The sequence below is a fragment of the Profundibacter sp. genome, from assembly GCF_056498605.1.
In genome coordinates, this window is record NZ_JBSMEZ010000001.1 from 1 (window position 1) to 16,055 (window position 16,055).

General features: G+C 55.4%; 17 protein-coding genes and 1 pseudogene. 8 read left to right on the plus strand and 10 right to left on the minus strand.

The annotated features are described in order from the left end of the window. From ACWB12_RS00005 to ACWB12_RS00025, 5 genes are all read left to right on the plus strand, one after another. The coding region (locus ACWB12_RS00005) for an ABC transporter ATP-binding protein (protein WP_479527999.1) at window positions 1-691 on the plus strand (691 nt) is incomplete at its 5' end. Window positions 692-695: 4 nt separating this feature from the next. Continuing rightward, entirely contained in the window at window positions 696-1,073 is a 378-nt protein-coding gene (locus ACWB12_RS00010) for a hypothetical protein (protein WP_479528000.1), read from the plus strand. Between the two features lies 1 nt (window position 1,074). Then, window positions 1,075-2,085 carry a branched-chain amino acid ABC transporter permease gene (locus ACWB12_RS00015; protein ID WP_479528001.1) on the plus strand — a complete coding sequence of 337 codons (1,011 nt, stop codon included), beginning with the start codon at window positions 1,075-1,077 and terminating at the stop codon, window positions 2,083-2,085. After that, window positions 2,082-3,395, plus strand: a complete 1,314-nt coding sequence (locus tag ACWB12_RS00020; RefSeq protein WP_479528002.1) for a branched-chain amino acid ABC transporter permease — start codon at window positions 2,082-2,084, stop codon at window positions 3,393-3,395. The genes ACWB12_RS00015 and ACWB12_RS00020 overlap by 4 nt, the downstream gene beginning before the upstream one ends. A 65-nt stretch (window positions 3,396-3,460) precedes the next feature. Beyond that, entirely contained in the window at window positions 3,461-3,847 is a 387-nt protein-coding gene (locus tag ACWB12_RS00025; RefSeq protein ID WP_479528003.1) for a MerR family DNA-binding protein, read from the plus strand. 29 nt (window positions 3,848-3,876) lie between these two features. On the opposite strand, the gene ACWB12_RS00030 is transcribed toward ACWB12_RS00025, so the two are convergent. From ACWB12_RS00030 to ACWB12_RS00055, 6 genes are all read right to left on the minus strand, one after another. Continuing rightward, the gene (locus tag ACWB12_RS00030) at window positions 3,877-4,221 is read right to left on the minus strand and encodes a hypothetical protein (RefSeq protein ID WP_479528004.1); all 345 of its coding nucleotides are present in this window, start codon (window positions 4,219-4,221) and stop codon (window positions 3,877-3,879) included. Window positions 4,222-4,405: 184 nt separating this feature from the next. Then, on the minus strand, window positions 4,406-5,719 hold the full coding sequence (locus ACWB12_RS00035; protein WP_479528005.1) for a TRAP transporter large permease: 1,314 nt from the start codon (window positions 5,717-5,719) through the stop codon (window positions 4,406-4,408). A gap of 5 nt (window positions 5,720-5,724) precedes the next feature. Further along, window positions 5,725-6,255 (minus strand): TRAP transporter small permease, encoded by a 531-nt coding sequence (locus ACWB12_RS00040; RefSeq protein WP_479528006.1) that lies wholly within the window; start codon window positions 6,253-6,255, stop codon window positions 5,725-5,727. Between the two features lie 58 nt (window positions 6,256-6,313). Continuing rightward, window positions 6,314-7,303, minus strand: coding sequence for a TRAP transporter substrate-binding protein (locus ACWB12_RS00045; protein ID WP_479528007.1), 990 nt, complete (start codon window positions 7,301-7,303; stop codon window positions 6,314-6,316). A 57-nt stretch (window positions 7,304-7,360) separates the two neighbouring features. Continuing rightward, window positions 7,361-8,608, minus strand: a complete 1,248-nt coding sequence (locus ACWB12_RS00050; RefSeq protein WP_479528008.1) for an NAD(P)/FAD-dependent oxidoreductase — start codon at window positions 8,606-8,608, stop codon at window positions 7,361-7,363. A gap of 4 nt (window positions 8,609-8,612) precedes the next feature. After that, the gene (locus tag ACWB12_RS00055; RefSeq protein ID WP_479528009.1) at window positions 8,613-10,313 is read right to left on the minus strand and encodes a thiamine pyrophosphate-binding protein; all 1,701 of its coding nucleotides are present in this window, start codon (window positions 10,311-10,313) and stop codon (window positions 8,613-8,615) included. A 144-nt stretch (window positions 10,314-10,457) separates the two neighbouring features. Here ACWB12_RS00055 and ACWB12_RS00060 point away from each other — a divergent pair, with 144 nt between their 5' ends. Then, a complete protein-coding gene (locus tag ACWB12_RS00060) occupies window positions 10,458-11,126 on the plus strand; it encodes a GntR family transcriptional regulator (protein ID WP_479528010.1) in 669 nt (222 codons plus the stop codon). A gap of 12 nt (window positions 11,127-11,138) precedes the next feature. Further along, a complete protein-coding gene (locus ACWB12_RS00065; protein WP_479528011.1) occupies window positions 11,139-11,882 on the plus strand; it encodes an aspartate/glutamate racemase family protein in 744 nt (247 codons plus the stop codon). Here the strand turns inward: ACWB12_RS00065 and ACWB12_RS00070 are convergent. The 3 genes and pseudogenes from ACWB12_RS00070 to ACWB12_RS00080 all read right to left on the minus strand — a co-directional run bounded on the left by ACWB12_RS00070 (window position 11,879) and on the right by ACWB12_RS00080 (window position 14,083). Then, the gene (locus ACWB12_RS00070; RefSeq protein ID WP_479528012.1) at window positions 11,879-12,121 is read right to left on the minus strand and encodes a hypothetical protein; all 243 of its coding nucleotides are present in this window, start codon (window positions 12,119-12,121) and stop codon (window positions 11,879-11,881) included. The genes ACWB12_RS00065 and ACWB12_RS00070 overlap by 4 nt on opposite strands. A gap of 147 nt (window positions 12,122-12,268) precedes the next feature. Next, window positions 12,269-13,526, minus strand: a pseudogene (locus tag ACWB12_RS00075) (Tn3 family transposase); the annotation flags it as partial. Between the two features lie 14 nt (window positions 13,527-13,540). Then, a complete protein-coding gene (locus ACWB12_RS00080) occupies window positions 13,541-14,083 on the minus strand; it encodes a DUF4158 domain-containing protein (protein ID WP_479528015.1) in 543 nt (180 codons plus the stop codon). Window positions 14,084-14,370: 287 nt separating this feature from the next. Between ACWB12_RS00080 and ACWB12_RS00085 the strand changes: the two genes are divergently transcribed. Then, window positions 14,371-14,934, plus strand: a complete 564-nt coding sequence (locus tag ACWB12_RS00085; RefSeq protein ID WP_479528013.1) for a recombinase family protein — start codon at window positions 14,371-14,373, stop codon at window positions 14,932-14,934. Between the two features lie 39 nt (window positions 14,935-14,973). On the opposite strand, the gene ACWB12_RS00090 is transcribed toward ACWB12_RS00085, so the two are convergent. Then, the coding region (locus ACWB12_RS00090) for an aminotransferase class III-fold pyridoxal phosphate-dependent enzyme (RefSeq protein WP_479528014.1) at window positions 14,974-16,055 on the minus strand (1,082 nt) is incomplete at its 5' end.

Here is a 16,055-nt window from a genome sequence, read left to right on the forward strand (position 1 = left end):
CGGTGAAAATATGACTGGCGGCTATGGCGGTGCGGATATTCTGCATGACTGTACCATCGCTGTTGAAAAAGGTGAGATCGCCGTGATTGTTGGCCCGAACGGGGCTGGTAAATCCACGGCGATGAAGGCGGTCTTCGGGATGCTGGACATCCACAAAGGCCGCGTGATGCTGGATGGGAACGATATTTCCGCCCTTTCCCCACAAGACCGCGTTAAAGCGGGCATGGGGTTTGTGCCGCAGAATAACAACGTGTTTACCTCGCTTACGGTCGAGGAAAATCTGGAAATGGGCGCTTTTCTGCGTCGCGATGATATCCAACAGACGATAGAGCAAGTTTATGAGCTGTTCCCGATCCTGCGCGACAAACGGCTGCAAGCGGCGGGCGAACTGTCTGGCGGGCAACGCCAGCAGGTCGCTTTTGGCCGTGCGCTGATGACCCAGCCACAAGTGCTGATGCTGGACGAACCCACAGCCGGCGTTTCGCCGATTGTGATGGACGAATTGTTCGACCGGATCATCGAGGTGGCGCGCAGCGGCATTTCGATTCTGATGGTCGAGCAAAACGCCCGACAAGCATTGGAGATCGCCGACAAGGGTTACGTTCTGGTGCAGGGGCGCAACCGGTTCACCGACACGGGCCAAGCGCTGCTGGACGATCCCGAAGTGCGCAGAAGTTTTTTGGGGGGATGAGGTCATGAAACAAACCTTTTGGCTTGTTATGTTGCTAGTAATTATACCTAAGCTTGGGAGCGCTGAGGCTATAGAATATGAATGCAAATTCGAAATGGTATGTGTTGATGTTGAGTATTGCGAAGCCACTGAATTTAGTTTCAAATTTTTGTTAGATACTATTACTAAGGATGCTTTTATGATTGGAAATAGTGGACTTTCACCAGTGCTTGTTCACAACGGATATGAGGCACTTACATTTATTGAATCACTTCCCACTGGTGCGGTTCAATCCACTACCATCTTAAATACGGGTGAGGCAATTCATAGCCGCAACACTGTGATCTTAGGAGCACCCGCTCCGAGCCAATACAGTGGAAAATGCATAAGATTGGAGAGTTGAATTGGACTTCCTAAACGCCATCGTGGCCCTTTCAAACTACGTCCTGATCCCTGCGATTGCCTATGGCAGTCAGCTGGCTCTGGGCGCGCTGGGGGTCACGTTGATCTACGGCATCCTGCGCTTTTCCAACTTTGCCCACGGCGACACCATGGCGTTCGGCGCGATGGTGACCATTCTGTTTACATGGTGGTTCCAGAGCATGGGCATCAACCTTGGCCCATTGCCCACAGCCCTGCTGGCGCTGCCGTTCGGCATTGCGGGCACCGCGCTGTTGCTGCTGTTCACCGACCGCGTGGTTTACAGGTTTTACCGAAAACAAAAGGCCGCGCCGGTGATCCTTGTGATCGTATCAATGGGCGTGATGTTCATCATGAACGGGCTGGTTCGGTTCATCATTGGGCCGGGCGATCAACGCTTTGCCGATGGGCAGCGGTTTATCATCAAGGCGCGGGAATTCAAGGAATGGTCGGGTTTGAACGAAGGGCTGGCGTTCAAAACCTCGCAAGGTATCACCATCGTCACCGCCATCATCGTGGTGATCGCGCTATTCTGGTTCCTGAACCGCACCCGCACTGGCAAATCCATGCGGGCGTTTTCCGATAACGAGGATTTGGCGCTGCTGTCGGGCATCAACCCTGAACGGGTGGTGATGTATGTCTGGCTGATCGTGGCCGCGCTGACCACCATCGCGGGCGTGCTGTATGGATTGGATAAATCGTTCAAACCGTTCACCTATTTCCAACTGTTGTTGCCGATTTTCGCGTCCGCCATCGTCGGCGGGCTGGGCAGCCCGATCGGGGCCATCGCGGGCGGCTTTGTGATCGCTTTTTCCGAGGTCACCATAACCTATGCGTGGAAAAAGGTGCTGACGTATCTGGCGCCCGATAGTCTGGACCCCAGCGGGTTGGTGCAACTGCTATCGACCGATTACAAATTCGCGGTGTCCTTTGCCATTCTGATCATCGTGCTGCTGTTCAAACCGACAGGGCTGTTTAAGGGGAAATCGGTATGAGCGTGAATTGGAGAAATATCGGGCTGTTTGCAGCCGTTGGCGTGATGATCCTGCTGGTCGGTTTCATGCAAAGCTGGAACACCGCGCTGGTGATCCTGAACATGGGTCTGGTCTCGGCGATTATGTCGCTGGGGGTGAACCTGCAATGGGGCTTTGCCGGATTGTTCAATATCGGCATCATGGGCTTTGTGGCGCTTGGCGGATTGGCGACAGTGCTGATCGCCATGCCCCCCACAACCGAGGCCGTTTCGGCGGGCGGTTTTCGGGTGCTGCTGGCACTGGTGCTGGGGGCGCTGACCATCGTTGCCACGATCCTGATGCGGGGCCGGATGGCGGCGGGGCGGGCGCGCTCCATTGCCACAATGGCGCTGCTGATTGGCGGGTTCTTCGTTTACCGCTGGGTGCTTGATCCGGCGGTTGATGCGATCGAATCCGTTAAACCGGCGACAACGGGTTATCTGGGCGGGCTGGGTTTGCCGGTGTTGTTTGCTTGGCCTGTAGGGGGCATTTTGGCCGCTGGGGCTGCGTGGATCATCGGTAAAACCGCATTGGGCTTGCGGTCAGATTATTTGGCAATTGCGACGCTGGGGATTGCCGAAATTGTTGTGGCCGTGATGAAGAACGAAGACTGGTTGAGCCGCGGTGTGAAAAACGTGATCGGCATCCCGCGACCCGCCCCCGTTGTGCCCTACGAGATTGATTTGCAAAACAGCGCTAGCTTTGTTGAAAGCGCGTCATCATTGGGTCTGGATCCGGTTATGGCGTCAACGCTTTACGTCAAACTGGGCTACTCATTGCTGTTCACTGTCGTGTTGCTGATGATCCTGTGGCTCACGCAAAAGGCGTTGAATTCACCGTGGGGCCGGATGATGCGGGCGATCCGCGATAACGAGGTCGCCGCCGAAGCAATGGGCAAAGACGTGACCGCGCGGCACTTGCAAATCTTCATTCTGGGGTCCGCCGTCTGTGGCATTGCCGGCGCGATGATGGCGACGCTGGATGGTCAGTTGATCCCCAGTTCGTATCAGCCGTTGCGCTATACTTTCCTGATCTGGGTGATGGTGATTGTTGGTGGTTCCGGCAATAACTGGGGGGCTGTTCTGGGCGGGTTTCTGATCTGGTTCCTGTGGGTCGAGGTCGAGCCGATGGGCGCGTGGCTGATGCAGGTGATTACATCGCCAATGGCCGAAGGGTCAGCCCTGAAGGCACATCTGCTGGACAGTGTTGCGCATATGCGGTTGCTGACGATGGGGCTGATCCTGTTGTTGGTTTTGCGGTTTTCGCCGCGCGGGTTGATACCGGAAAAATAACACAGTTGATCCGGTCGTATACAGCCACTACACTTTCCAGTAAATGGAAGGTTTTGGAGGGCATTATGAACGTAGGACAAGCTGCAGAACAGGCGGGGTTGCCAGTCAAAACCGTGCGCTATTACGCCGACATTGGTCTGGTCGAACCACAGGGGCGCAGTGAGGCGGGGTACCGGATATACGGTGCGCCTGAGGTCAGCAAACTGACCTTTATTCGCCGCGCCCGTGCCTTTGATTTTTCGGTCAAAGATTGCCGTGAATTGCTGGGGTTGTATCAGGATAAATTCCGCTCGAGCCGCGATGTAAAAGCAATGGCGCTAACGCGTCTGGAACAGATTGACGAAAAGCTGGAAGAGCTGCACAAACTACGTGACGAATTGGCCCGCGTGGCCAAGGAATGCCGTGGTGATAATCGGCCGGACTGCCCGATCCTCGACAGTTTTTCCGGTTAGGAAAACACCCAACCATGCCAAGTCTTATCTTAAACGCACCACAATTTTTGCACTGACGAAACTTCGATCAGATCGAAATCCAGCGCCGGACATTCGAACCTGATTTCGCGTAAAATCAGACCGGGGTCGGGTAGGGGCGGGGTTATCGCCCTGACGCGCCCCACAAAGTTCAGATGATCCAGCCTGATGGCCAGATCCATCATATCAAAATGGGCGCTAACCAGCGGGGACAGGCTGATATCGGGCTGCCTATCCAAAAGGAATTCAGCGGACAATTCATCATAGGTGCAAAATTTGGTATTGTTAATTTTAGGCAGCTTGTGACCAATGTTGCCCACGAAAAGCACCGACAGATTTTCTCTGACCTCGTTCATATCCCGCATTCTTCTTATGTGTTGCCTGATCCGTGGCCCGTCCGGTTGCACGGTGGCCAATATCAGGTTGACCGCTAGCGCGTTTTTGGACGGGACTCCATCAGTAGATTACAGGATTTTCCCTACACATAAGAAGCCATACTAAAACATATGGAAAAATTACGGAATGCTCGAGATAGGCGCGCTATCTCGAGTTGATCGTTCGCATATTATCGGGCAGGTAGGTTGCCAGTTCTGGAAACAGGACCAGAACAAACACCATCAGAACCATGATCAGGAACATTGGAATTGCGGCCTTGGCGATAAACCCCATTTCGTGATCTGTCATACCTTGCAGCACAAACAGGTTAAACCCGATGGGCGGCGTAATCTGCGCCATTTCGATCACCACAACGATGAAAATACCGAACCAGATCAGGTCAATGCCCGCGTCGCGGATCATTGGCTCCACCACGGCCATGGTCAACACTACTGACGAGATTCCGTCCAGAAACATCCCCAGAATGATGTAGAACACCAGCAACACCATCAGCAGTTCAAAGCGTGTCAGATCCCATTGGCCAATCATATCGGCCAACCCGCGCGGCAATCCGGTGAACCCCATAGACAATGACAGGAACGATGCCCCCGCCAAAATCAGCGCAATCATCGCCGAGGTCCGTGTGGCGCCCATCAGGGCTTGGGTAAAGGTTTTCCACGTCAATGAACGCTGTCCTGCGGCGAGCAGCATTGAGCCGATAACGCCAAAGGCGGCGGCCTCGGTGGCGGTGGCATAGCCCAGATACATCGAACCGATCACCACCACGATCAGACTGATCACCGGCAATAAGAACCGCGAGTTTTCAATCTTCTCGCGGAAGGTCATTTTGGGCTCAGGCGTCGGGTTCCAGTCCTTGGCCACCTTGGAATAGATCGCCACATACCCCATGAACATCGACGCCAGAACGATACCCGGCAGAATACCGGCAAAGAACAGCTTGGTGATGCTTTCGTTGATCGTAACGCCATAAACAATCAGGGTCAGCGAGGGCGGGATCATCAGGCCCAGCGTGGCAGCGCCCGCCAATGTGCCGATGATCATTTTTTCTGGATAGTTGCGTTTGCGCAGTTCGGGGATCGACATTTTGCCGACCGTGGTCAGCGTGGCGGCCGATGATCCGGACACAGCGGCAAACACGGTGCAGCCCGCGATATTGGTGTGCACCAATCCGCCTGGCAGGCGCGCCATCCACGGCGATAGCCCGCGGAACATGTCCTCGGATAATCGGGTTCGATACAGGACTTCACCCATCCAGATAAACAGGGGCAGGGCGGTCAGGGTCCAACTGGACGATGACGTCCAGATCGTGGTCAGCATCACGTCGCCGACGGGGCGCGTGGTGAACATTTCCATCCCGAACCATGCAACCCCCATCAGGGCCAGCCCGACCCAGACGCCGGACCCAAGCAGCGTGAACAGAACGAACAAAAACAGAATGATGATTGATACGTTTTCCATGCCGATTACTCCGAATAGCTTTCATCGCCCTCACGGACGATCCGGTGGTGGCCTTTAAACAGCAGGCTGATCAGGTTATCGGTCAGGGCAATCGCAAAGATCACAGCACCGATCACCATCAGGCTTTGGGGTATCCACAGCGCGGTTTTATCCTGTCCTTGGGAAATGTCGTTGAATTTCCATGACCAATAGGCAAATTTCTGGGCGTAAAACACGAAATACCATGCAATTGCGGTGCCGACGCCAAAGCACCAGATTTCCAGAAACCAGCGGGCGCGCTTGGGCAGCATGTTCAGCACAATCGACACGCGGATATGGGCACCTTTGTTCAGCGCGCTGGCAAAGGCCAGAAACGAGGCCGCAGCCATCGCATAACCGGCGTAATCGGGCGCACCGGGGAAAACTTCGCCAGTCCAGCGGGCCAGCATTTGAACGACAATCAGAAATAGAATGGCGATCAGGCTAAGGGCCGCCATGATGCCCGAAAATTCATAAAGCAGGTCCAGACCTGTGCGTATTGATTTTTGCAAAACCATATCCCCCGTTTAGAAAGAAGTAGGGCCGCACCCAATAGTGCGGCCCCAATCATTTGGCTTATTGCATCGCCTTGAACGCATCGACGATTGAGGCACCTTCTGCCCCCGCCGCTTCCAGCCATTCAGCCGTCATAGTGGCACCGATATCTTTCAGCTCGCCCACCAGCGCGTCACCTGCTGGCCCGACGGTCATGCCACCGTCACGCAAGCCTTGCAGGGTGAAACCAGTGTATTCCTTGGACCGCCAGGTGCCTGCATATTCAGCGAATGTCGCACATGCATTGATGACGTTTTTATTGGCGTCACTTGTCGCGGCCCAAACATCGGAATTCACCATGATGTAATTGCGCGGCAGCCATGCGTCGACCTCGTAGAAATGGGTCAGGCTTTCCCAGACCTTGCGGTCATAACCGGTGGAGCCGGACGAAACCATTGCTTCGGCAACTCCCGTTGCAAAGGCTTGGCTGATTTCGGCCGCTTCAACCGACACCGGCAACATTCCTGTTAATTCTGCCAGACGTGCGGTGGCGCTATTGTAGGAGCGGAACTTGATGCCGGCCATATCAGCAACCGAGTTCACTTCTTTCTTGAAATACAACCCCTGTGGTGGCCATGGCACCGAATAAAGCAGTGTCAGGTTTTGGTCAGCCAGCACCTTTGTCAGCGTCGGTTTGGCGGCTTTCCACAGTTTTGCCGCGTCATCGAAAGAGGTGGCCAGGAATGGAATGGAATCCACACCAAAGATCGCGTTCTCGTTCTGGTGGCCGGACAACAGGCGCTCGCCAATCGGCGCTTGACCGGTTTGAATGGCGCGTTTGATGTCGCCGCCTTTGAACAGTGATCCCGACGGATGTGTGACGATTTCAATCTCGCCGCCGGTACCGGTGGTGACGCAGGATGCAAATTCAGCCGCTGTGGCCGAATGGAAGTTGGTGGCGGAATAGGCCAGTGGCATATCCCATTTTTCGGCCATCACGGGGGCAGCCGACAGGGCCGCAGTGGCCGCAATCGTGGCGGAACCCGCCAGTGTTTTCAGTGTTTTCTTCATCGTCGTTCTCCCTTTGGTTAATCGTAATCGTTCATAGCAACGCACCATTGTTCGGCGTCATTTGCTAAATCGTTGTGGGTCAAACGGGGCAGTATTCAGATTCGATTCCCCCCGTGTGATCATGTCCGCAATCATGCGGCCTGTTTTTGGGCCACCTGTCAACCCTATGTGATGATGGCCAAATCCGGCAAAGACACCCGTGCGCCCGATTTCGCCGATCAACGGCAGGCTGTCGGCGGGGGCAGGGCGGTGGCCCATCCACTCGATGCTGTCGTCATAGGTCAGGTCAGGAAATGCTTGGGCTACAGCACGGCGCAGGAATTTTAGCGGGGCTTTGGAGGCACCAGCCTTTAGCCCGCCAAATTCGACAATCCCCGCACAGCGCAAGCCATCGGCCATTGGCGTGGCGACGAATTTTCCTGTGGTGATCATCAGCGGAGTCTTGAGCTGCTGGTTCGGGTTTTTGAAAATGATGTGATAGCCGCGCTCGGATTCCAGCGGCACATTCAGGCCCAGTTTATCGGCCAGCGATTTTGACCAGACGCCGGTCGTCAGCACCGCCGCGTCACAAGGTATTTCACCCTGACCGGTGGTCACACAACGCACCACGCCTTCTACCAGATCAAAATCCTGAACTTCGGTGCGCAGGATGGTGCCGCCCATGCTCTCGAATTCACGCGCCAGATCTTTGACATATCCGCCGGGGTCTCTGATGTGGCCATGTCCCTTCATCACCGCAAGGAATTTGAAGTCAGGCCCCAGCGCAGGCTCATATTCATGCACCGCGTCGCCTTCGATGATTTCTGGTGTGAAACCAGCAATTTTGCGCAAGCCCCAGACATAAGCGTCGGCCTCATATGCGGCACGATCCGTGTAAGCGAACGTGTAATCTGACAGCTTCAGCCATTTCTCGGCCAATGTGCCTTTTGCCAGTGCCTCGTGTTGTTCAACGCTGTCGGCGACAATGGTGGTCAGCCCCTTGGCAATGCGGCGCGTATCGCTGTCATTGGCATACCCCATATATTTGCGCAGCCACGGGTACAGGCGCGGCAGATAGGTCCAGCGCAGGAACAGCGGGAAAGTGCGATCCAGCAACAGTTTTGGTCCCTTCATGCCCAGCCCCGGTGTCGTAACTGGCACCATTGCGCAGGACGCCAATACGCCGCCGTTGCCATGCGAGGTGCCTTCACCGGGGGCGGCGCGGTCAATCAGGGTGACGGTTTTTCCGGCCCGCATCAGCCATATTGCGGTGGACACCCCGACGATGCCAGCCCCGATTACAGCGATATTTTGTGCGGTTTTCACGACGTCATCCCATCCAGCGGCGCACGGGCGCGCGGGTTTCTTCAAGCGGTTGGGTGATGATATCAATCAGCGTCGGGCCGTCAAACTCTATCGCTTCGCGCATCACGCGGGGCAGATCGGCAGGGTCGGAAACAGTCCATGATTTCACCCCGTAAGCGCTGGCGATTTTGGCGTGATCGGTACGGTTGAAATCGACGTTATAATACCGCGCCCCGACATCGCATTCCTGACTGGCCTTGATCCAGCCAAAGGATGCGTTGGAAAACACGATATAGGTGATCGGCGCGCCCACCCGCACCACGGTTTCAAGTTCGCCCACTGTGAACCCGAATGACCCATCGCCCATCATCGCCACAACCTTGCTATCCGGCCGCCCATACCAAGCACCAAGGGCGGCGCTGAGTGAATAACCCAAGGCCCCATGCGCACGGTTGGTGATGAACCTGCGACCTGACATTGGCAGCTGGTAAAAGGCCGAGAAATAGGGGCAGGAGGTGCCGGGGTCGGACAGGATGGTCGCGTCCTGTGGCAACACCTGCATCATTGTGGCGATCACCCGTTCGGGGCGGATCGGGCTCTCGTTGCTTGTGGCCAGCGCATCGAAGGCTTCAAACTTGCGCTTCTTGGCCTCGGTCACCGCTGCCGCACCGCCGAACGTCGTGGCCCCTTGGCCGCGTTTGTCCAGCTCTGCGTTCACCGCGCTTAGCGCGGCTTTCAAATCGCCCACCACGCCGACTTCGGTCTGGTAGTTTGCGCCAATCACCATCGGGTCCGCATCAAAATGTACGATCCGCGCGCCTTGTTTCGGGGCCTCCCACCGCGAAGTGGTGGTAGAGCCCGCACGACAGCCCATGAACACCACCAGATCGGCGGCTTCCATCAATGCCCACGTTTCGTCGGTGCCGCCGTTCGACCCGACCACGCCCAGACATTGCGCATGGGTTTCGGCCAAACTGCCTTGGCCTGAAATCGAGGTGGCGACGGGGATATCGAGCCGTGTGGTCAGCCGGTCCAGTTCTTCGGACGCCCCAGAAATCACCACACCGCCTGCGCAAATGATCAGCGGCGATTTGGCGGAGAGGATTGCGTCAACTGCGGCCTCGATCGACCCTTGATCTGGCGTGGCGCGGTAGGCGGGGTAGGCGGTCAAGGCAGGATCGGACCAGATGTCGGACATATCCACCGCGTCATATTGGATGTCATAGGGCAGGCCCAGATGTGCCGCCCCTGTGGGCGCTGTCGACATGGCGCGAAACGCTTTGCGCACCATACGCGGGATGTGGGCGGCCTGTTTGATCACCGTGTTCCATTTGGTCAGCGGGCGCATTAGCGCGTCTTGGTCGACCTCGGTCAGGGGGTATTTTCCGTAGGACGCGACGGAGATATCTGTGGTGATGCCCAACACCGCGTGGGAGGAGTCATTTGCCTCGATCAGGCCCGGAAGGATGTAGGTCGCCCCCCCACCCGATGGCCCTTCGCACACGCCAACACGCCCCGTGACGCGGGAATAGGCGTCGGCCATATAGGTGGCGCAGCGCTCGTCACGGGTTAGCACATGGGTCATGCCATGATCCAGTCCGCGCATGGCATCATAAAACGGCAGGGTGGTGTCGCCGCACAGCCCAAAGATATGCTTGACCCCGTGGGTCTGCAGCATCAGCACCATAGCTTGCGCACCGGTCAACGTGTTCTTGTTGGCAGTCATTTATCCCCCATCCACCGGAGTGATTCCGCGAACTACATAACGCTAGCGTCTGAATTCCAAACTGTATACAATAATTTATTCAGACCTGCATTGCCAACTCACAGCCTATGTGTATGACTGATTTTGAACAGTGAGGACAATCCGATGGCCACAAGCACCAGCAGCGTTGACAGCATCTATGAACAGGTGCGCGTGATGGTGATGAATTTTGATTTCAAGCCCGAGGAGCGGATCAACGAGGGCACTTTGGCCAGCCGTTTAGGGGCAAGTCGCACACCGGTGCGCGAGGCGCTCAATCGCCTAAGCGCCGAAGGGTTTTTAACCTTTCAAACGGGCAGGGGGTTTTTCAACTGCGCCCTAAACCCGCAGAAAATTCTGGACCTGTATGATGCGCGTCAGGCAGTAGAATGCCATGCAGTTCGACTGGCTGTTGAACGCGCAAGCGATTGTGATATCAAAGAGTTGCAAGACTACCTTGATGCAGCCATAGAGTTGGTAACGGAAAACAGCACGACCGAGCGACTGGTGGCATGCGACGAGGAATTCCATATGCGCCTGACGGACCTTGCGGGCAATGCCGAACTCAGCCGGATGCTGGCCAATCTGAACGCCCGCATCCGCTATATCCGGCTGATTGATATGGCCAAACGACGGTTGGTCAACAACGGTCAACACGGCGAGGTGGTGGCGGCGCTGGTGGCGCGGGATGCGGAACGCGCAGTGGCTGCGATGCACAACCACATTGCAAAACGGTCCGAGGAAGCGACCGAAGCGGTGCGCATCGCCTATTCACAACTTTACGTGCCAAACTAAAGGGGCAGGGGTATGACGACGGAACACGGCGGTAAAACGGTTTATGGGGCCAGTGTTGGTATCCTGATTTTGGAAACTCAATTCCCGCGCATCATTGGCGACATTGGCAATGCGATGACGTGGCCGTTTCCGGTGCAATATCGTGTTGTGCGCGGGGCAACGCCTGACGCTGTAGTGCGTAAGGGCGGAGCTGGATTAACCCGGCTGTTCGTTGATGCGGCCAAGGATCTGGTGGCTTCGGGCGTCGACGGGATCACCACAAATTGCGGGTTTCTATCATTGATACAAGACGAAGTCGCGGCGGCGGCAAAGGTGCCTGTTGCCACCTCGTCACTGATGCAAGTGCCTATGGTGCAGGCGTTGCTGCCAAAAGGCAAACGCGTTGGCGTCATCACCATTTCCAAGGTTTCTATGACCAAAGCGCATCTTATGGCCGCCAACGTTCCGCTGGATATTCCCATTGTCGGCACCGACGGAGGGCGTGAATTTAACCGCGCCATTCTGGATGACGAGGCCGATATGGATTTCGCCGCTTGCCGTCTGGACCTGCTGGATGCGGCAAAGGAATTGCTGGACCGTTATGACGACATCGGTGCGATTGTGTTGGAGTGTACTAATATGGTGCCCTATGCGGCCGAAATCAGAAAAATCACCGGCCTGCCGGTCTATTCAATCTATACCTTTGTTACGTGGTTCCAGTCGGGCCTGATGCCACGCCCGTTCGGGGTGGAACTGCGTGATCCGTTATTCAGCTAGCCATTGAGCTGTGAAACAAGTCGTGCAGACCGTCTGATCGCGGTGACCAGCGCCCCAATGGCAATCACCCACAGCGCAATCATCATCACCTGATTGCTGCTACCCCACAGGGGCGCAAACACAGCGATGATCGCGGCACCGGTCACGGTGGCCATGCGGTGTGGTTTGGCCATCGGGCCGCTGAAATCCGCCGCCTGACCCGAGGCCCGGCCCAACTCGCGCACGTAAGCCGTCAGCACCGCGAACGCCCCCGCGGCTCAGCCAAGGTCCGGCATACCGATGCCATAGCCAATGCCGACAAGGATGGTGTCATCGCAAGGTTTGTTCGCTGAGTAACGCTAAGGAGGAACGTTTGGTGAACTTGGTTGATTTTGCATCTTCAGCCCCTACTTTCTCGCATAGCTGAGGTGCAGTGGGCGCTCATTTGAGCGTTCAGCGGCTCCAGAATCCCAGACATAATCGCCTGTAAGGTTGATATCCAGCCCAAGGGCGAGACATGCTTTAGCAGGCTTGGGTCAGGAAGTTTTCCAGCCTGTCGCAAATGATCTGCCGCTTTATTCATATACATCGTGTTCCAGTAAATGATGGCGGCAATGACAAGGTTGAGCGCCATGGCCCGTTTTTGCTGCGCATCTGGAGATCGGTCATTAATGCGCCCCTGAGAATGGGCAAAGACGGCTTTTGCCAGAGTGTGGCGCGCTTCGCCTTTATTCAGGCCCGCCTGACATTCCTGCCGTAGCTGCGGATTTTCTATCCAGTCGAGCATGAACAGGGTGCGTTCAATCCGACCAATTTTTCCGAGGGCCAGATAGAGGCGGTTTTGTTGGCGGTAGGCTCCCAATTTTCGCAGCAAGGCTGAGGGTTTTACGGACCCGCCTTTTACGCTGGCAGCCAGCCGGGTGACATCATCCCAGTCGCTCAGAATAACCTCTTCGTTTATCGGTTTGCCCATGAGGGGTGACAACCCTTTCCAGACACTTGGCTTCCCAAAACATGCCAGCCGTCGATCTGGGAAATCTCGTAAGCGAGGTGCCAATTTTAAGCCAAGCAGATGGAACAGAGCAAAGACGTGATCCGACACACCACCGGTATCAACATAATGGATCAGCGGGTTGAACTGGGCGGCATTCCCCATCAGCCCGTCCAGCACAAACGGAGCTTCCCCTGATGTGGCACCGATCACGCTTGAGTGGAATGATCCGTATTGACCAGACAGGAATGAATAGATTTTCAGTCCGGGATCGGGCCCATACTTTGCGTTGATCTCACCTGAGTTGCGCGCGGCTGCAAAAAAAACTGCCCATCAGAAGACGTGTGTTCAGCACGGCCCCAGACTTGCGCCAATGGTAAAGCGTGGTGGGCATCAATAATTCGCGTCAGAGCATCGCTGTAAGTTTCAGGGCGCAGATACCAGTTTGAAGCCCAAGACAGTTGGGCGTGGCTCACATTTTTAGAGGCTTGCGCCATGCGCTCCAATCCAAGGTTGGTTGCCCCAGCCAGGATTGAGGTCAGAACTGTGGCGGGATTGGCATTAGTACGCCCTGAGCGTAAATCAATGAAGGCATCGAGAAAGCCGGTGTGACGCCCCACGTCCCACAATAATTCTGTAATGCGGATGCGCGGCATGACGGCATCTATCGCGCGAACAAATTTTCAGCCTATCTAACAATCCATGCAGGCTGGCCACACTTGTCGAATGCGGCATGCCGCGCAACCAGGACAATCGTGATATTCCCAATGACGGGTCTTTTATAAGAAGGTCTCGTAAATGCTGCCCGCTGATCCACATTCAAAGTATCATTCAGGTCCTGTGCCGCCAATCGTCGCGCCCGTGCCTGACCCGCTAACCCAATACGTTCCAGTGTAACAGTGCCCGGACATACCAGCTTGGCCTCAGACAAACCCGCCAACAGGCGACGCATAATAGCAGCACCTTCATCTGTGCCAAACGCCGCCTGTGTCGCCAATTTCAGCGCAGCTCTAAAGTCTGCCCTCAGAAACGGCCTGAGGCCAAGATGCTGCGTGGCAAGAACGCGGTGCGCCGCCCGGGTGCTTTCACGGGCCCCATAAATATCCAGCACAGAGGCCGACACATGTATCTGCTCAGAAAGCCAGTGAATAACTTCCAGCGGGATTTGATCATTGTCGCGCCAACCTTGACCCGGATGGCGAAGCAGTGCGATGTGGACAGCAAACCCCAGCCGGTTTTTGCCCCTCGCCGCGAACCAATCAGATCAAGATCATCCGTGGCCAAAACATAGTATCGTTCCAGTGACGCCATATCTGACGGGATGTCAAAGAAGCTTCTCCGTGCGGTTGATGATAACAGGTGACGTTTTGCCATGATGTGTCCTCAAAATGTTATTGATGGTTTTGGGACAAGCTATAATATAGGGACAAATAAAGAGACAGAAATAATGCCAAATGCGACCCATTTGAGCGCCACTTGATGCGCGTCCCTAAAACGAACAATAAAAAGACATCTGAAATGACCAGAACTGGCGACATCCTCGGCTATGTCCGCGTCTCGACATCCGAGCAAAACACATCGGCACAAACCGAACGTCTGAAAGTGGCCGGAGCCATCCGGGTTTTTGAAGATGTCATCTCAGGCAAAAAGTTCGACCGCCCTGGGTTGGCAAGCTTGATCGACTTTGCCCGCCCCGGAGACAGCCTGTGTGTTATCAGATTGGATCGACTCGGGCGATCCTTGAAGGAATTACTGGAAACGGTAGATGATCTAAAATCACGCGGCATCAACCTGATCAGCCTCGAAGAAAAGCTCGATACATCAAGCGCGGCTGGGGAACTGGTGTTCCATGTATTCGGGGCCATCGCCCATTTTGAGCGGCGTTTGATTTCCGAACGCACCCGAGATGGTATCGCTGCGGCTCGAAAACACGGCAAAAACCCGGGACGACCAAAACTGGGTCCTGAAACCGTTTCGGCTTTGCAAAAACTTGTTGAGGCCGGAATGACACCCGGACAGGCGGCAAAACAACTCGGTATAGGCAGATCAACGGCTTACAGGATTGCTAATGATACAATGTGACGGCGCACATTCTCTTTACGCCGTCACGATTTGTGAAACTTACCCCAGCACCTCATGCACGGCATCTTTTGCGGCGGATACGACGTGATCCACCTCGTCCGATGTAATGCATAGTGGCGGCGCAAATCCGATGATGTCACCTTGGGGCATGGCACGGGCAATGACATTGCGCGAGGCCATTGCGGCGGAGATTTGATAGCCGATTTTCTTGGCCGGATCGAAGAAATCTACTAGGGATTTGCTCTCGGCAAACTCCACCGCACACATCAGGCCCTCGCCACGGACCTCAGCCACGTTCGGGTGATCACCAAAAGCTTCGGTGAGTTGTTGCTTGAGGTAAGCACCGGTTTTACTCGCGTTTTCCACCAGACCCATTTCATCGATCAGTTTCAGGTTGGCCACACCAGCTGCGGCCCCAATCGGGTGCGCCGAATAGGTCCATCCATGACCAATAGGGCCGTTCTCGTCGGTGCCTTGCTCCAGCACTTTCCACATTCTATCCGATATGATTGAGCCGGATAATGGTGCGTAAGCCGAGGTCAGACCTTTGGCGATGGTGATAATATCGGCTTCAATGCCATAGTGATCGGCACCAAACATACTACCAAGCCGCCCAAAGCCGGTGACAACCTCATCTGCGATTAACAGAATGTCATATTTCCTCAGCACGGCCTGAATGGCGGCCCAGTAACCAGCGGGCGGGGGCACAATACCGCCCGTGCCCAGCACCGGCTCGCCAATAAAGGCCGCAACCGTATCCGGCCCTTCAGCCAAGATCATTTCCTCAAGCTTGGCAGCGCAATCGGCTGAAAACTCTTCTTCGGACATGCCAGCAGTGGCACCGCGTAAATAATACGGGGCCTCGGTGTGGATGACTTGGCTAAGCGGCAAATCGAACTTGTTGTGAAACAGCTCAAGCCCAGTCAATGAACCCGTCATAAGGCCCGACCCATGATAGCCACGCCAGCGCGAGATGATCTTTTTCTTTTCCGGGCGACCCAAACTGTTGTTGTAATACCAGACAAGTTTGATGTTCGTTTCATTGGCATCTGACCCGGACTGGCCGAAATAGACCTTGGACATGTTGCTTGGCGCACGATCCAAAATCATCTTGGACAGGG

Coding starts and splice junctions, on each gene's coding strand:
- ACWB12_RS00010 (WP_479528000.1), top strand. CDS start 696: ATGAAACAAACCTTTTGGCTTGTTATGTTGCTAGTAATTATACCTAAG.
- ACWB12_RS00020 (WP_479528002.1), top strand. CDS start 2,082: ATGAGCGTGAATTGGAGAAATATCGGGCTGTTTGCAGCCGTTGGCGTG.
- ACWB12_RS00025 (WP_479528003.1), top strand. CDS start 3,461: ATGAACGTAGGACAAGCTGCAGAACAGGCGGGGTTGCCAGTCAAAACC.
- ACWB12_RS00030 (WP_479528004.1), bottom strand. CDS start 4,221: ATGAACGAGGTCAGAGAAAATCTGTCGGTGCTTTTCGTGGGCAACATT.
- ACWB12_RS00035 (WP_479528005.1), bottom strand. CDS start 5,719: ATGGAAAACGTATCAATCATCATTCTGTTTTTGTTCGTTCTGTTCACG.
- ACWB12_RS00040 (WP_479528006.1), bottom strand. CDS start 6,255: ATGGTTTTGCAAAAATCAATACGCACAGGTCTGGACCTGCTTTATGAA.
- ACWB12_RS00045 (WP_479528007.1), bottom strand. CDS start 7,303: ATGAAGAAAACACTGAAAACACTGGCGGGTTCCGCCACGATTGCGGCC.
- ACWB12_RS00055 (WP_479528009.1), bottom strand. CDS start 10,313: ATGACTGCCAACAAGAACACGTTGACCGGTGCGCAAGCTATGGTGCTG.
- ACWB12_RS00060 (WP_479528010.1), top strand. CDS start 10,458: ATGGCCACAAGCACCAGCAGCGTTGACAGCATCTATGAACAGGTGCGC.
- ACWB12_RS00065 (WP_479528011.1), top strand. CDS start 11,139: ATGACGACGGAACACGGCGGTAAAACGGTTTATGGGGCCAGTGTTGGT.
- ACWB12_RS00085 (WP_479528013.1), top strand. CDS start 14,371: ATGACCAGAACTGGCGACATCCTCGGCTATGTCCGCGTCTCGACATCC.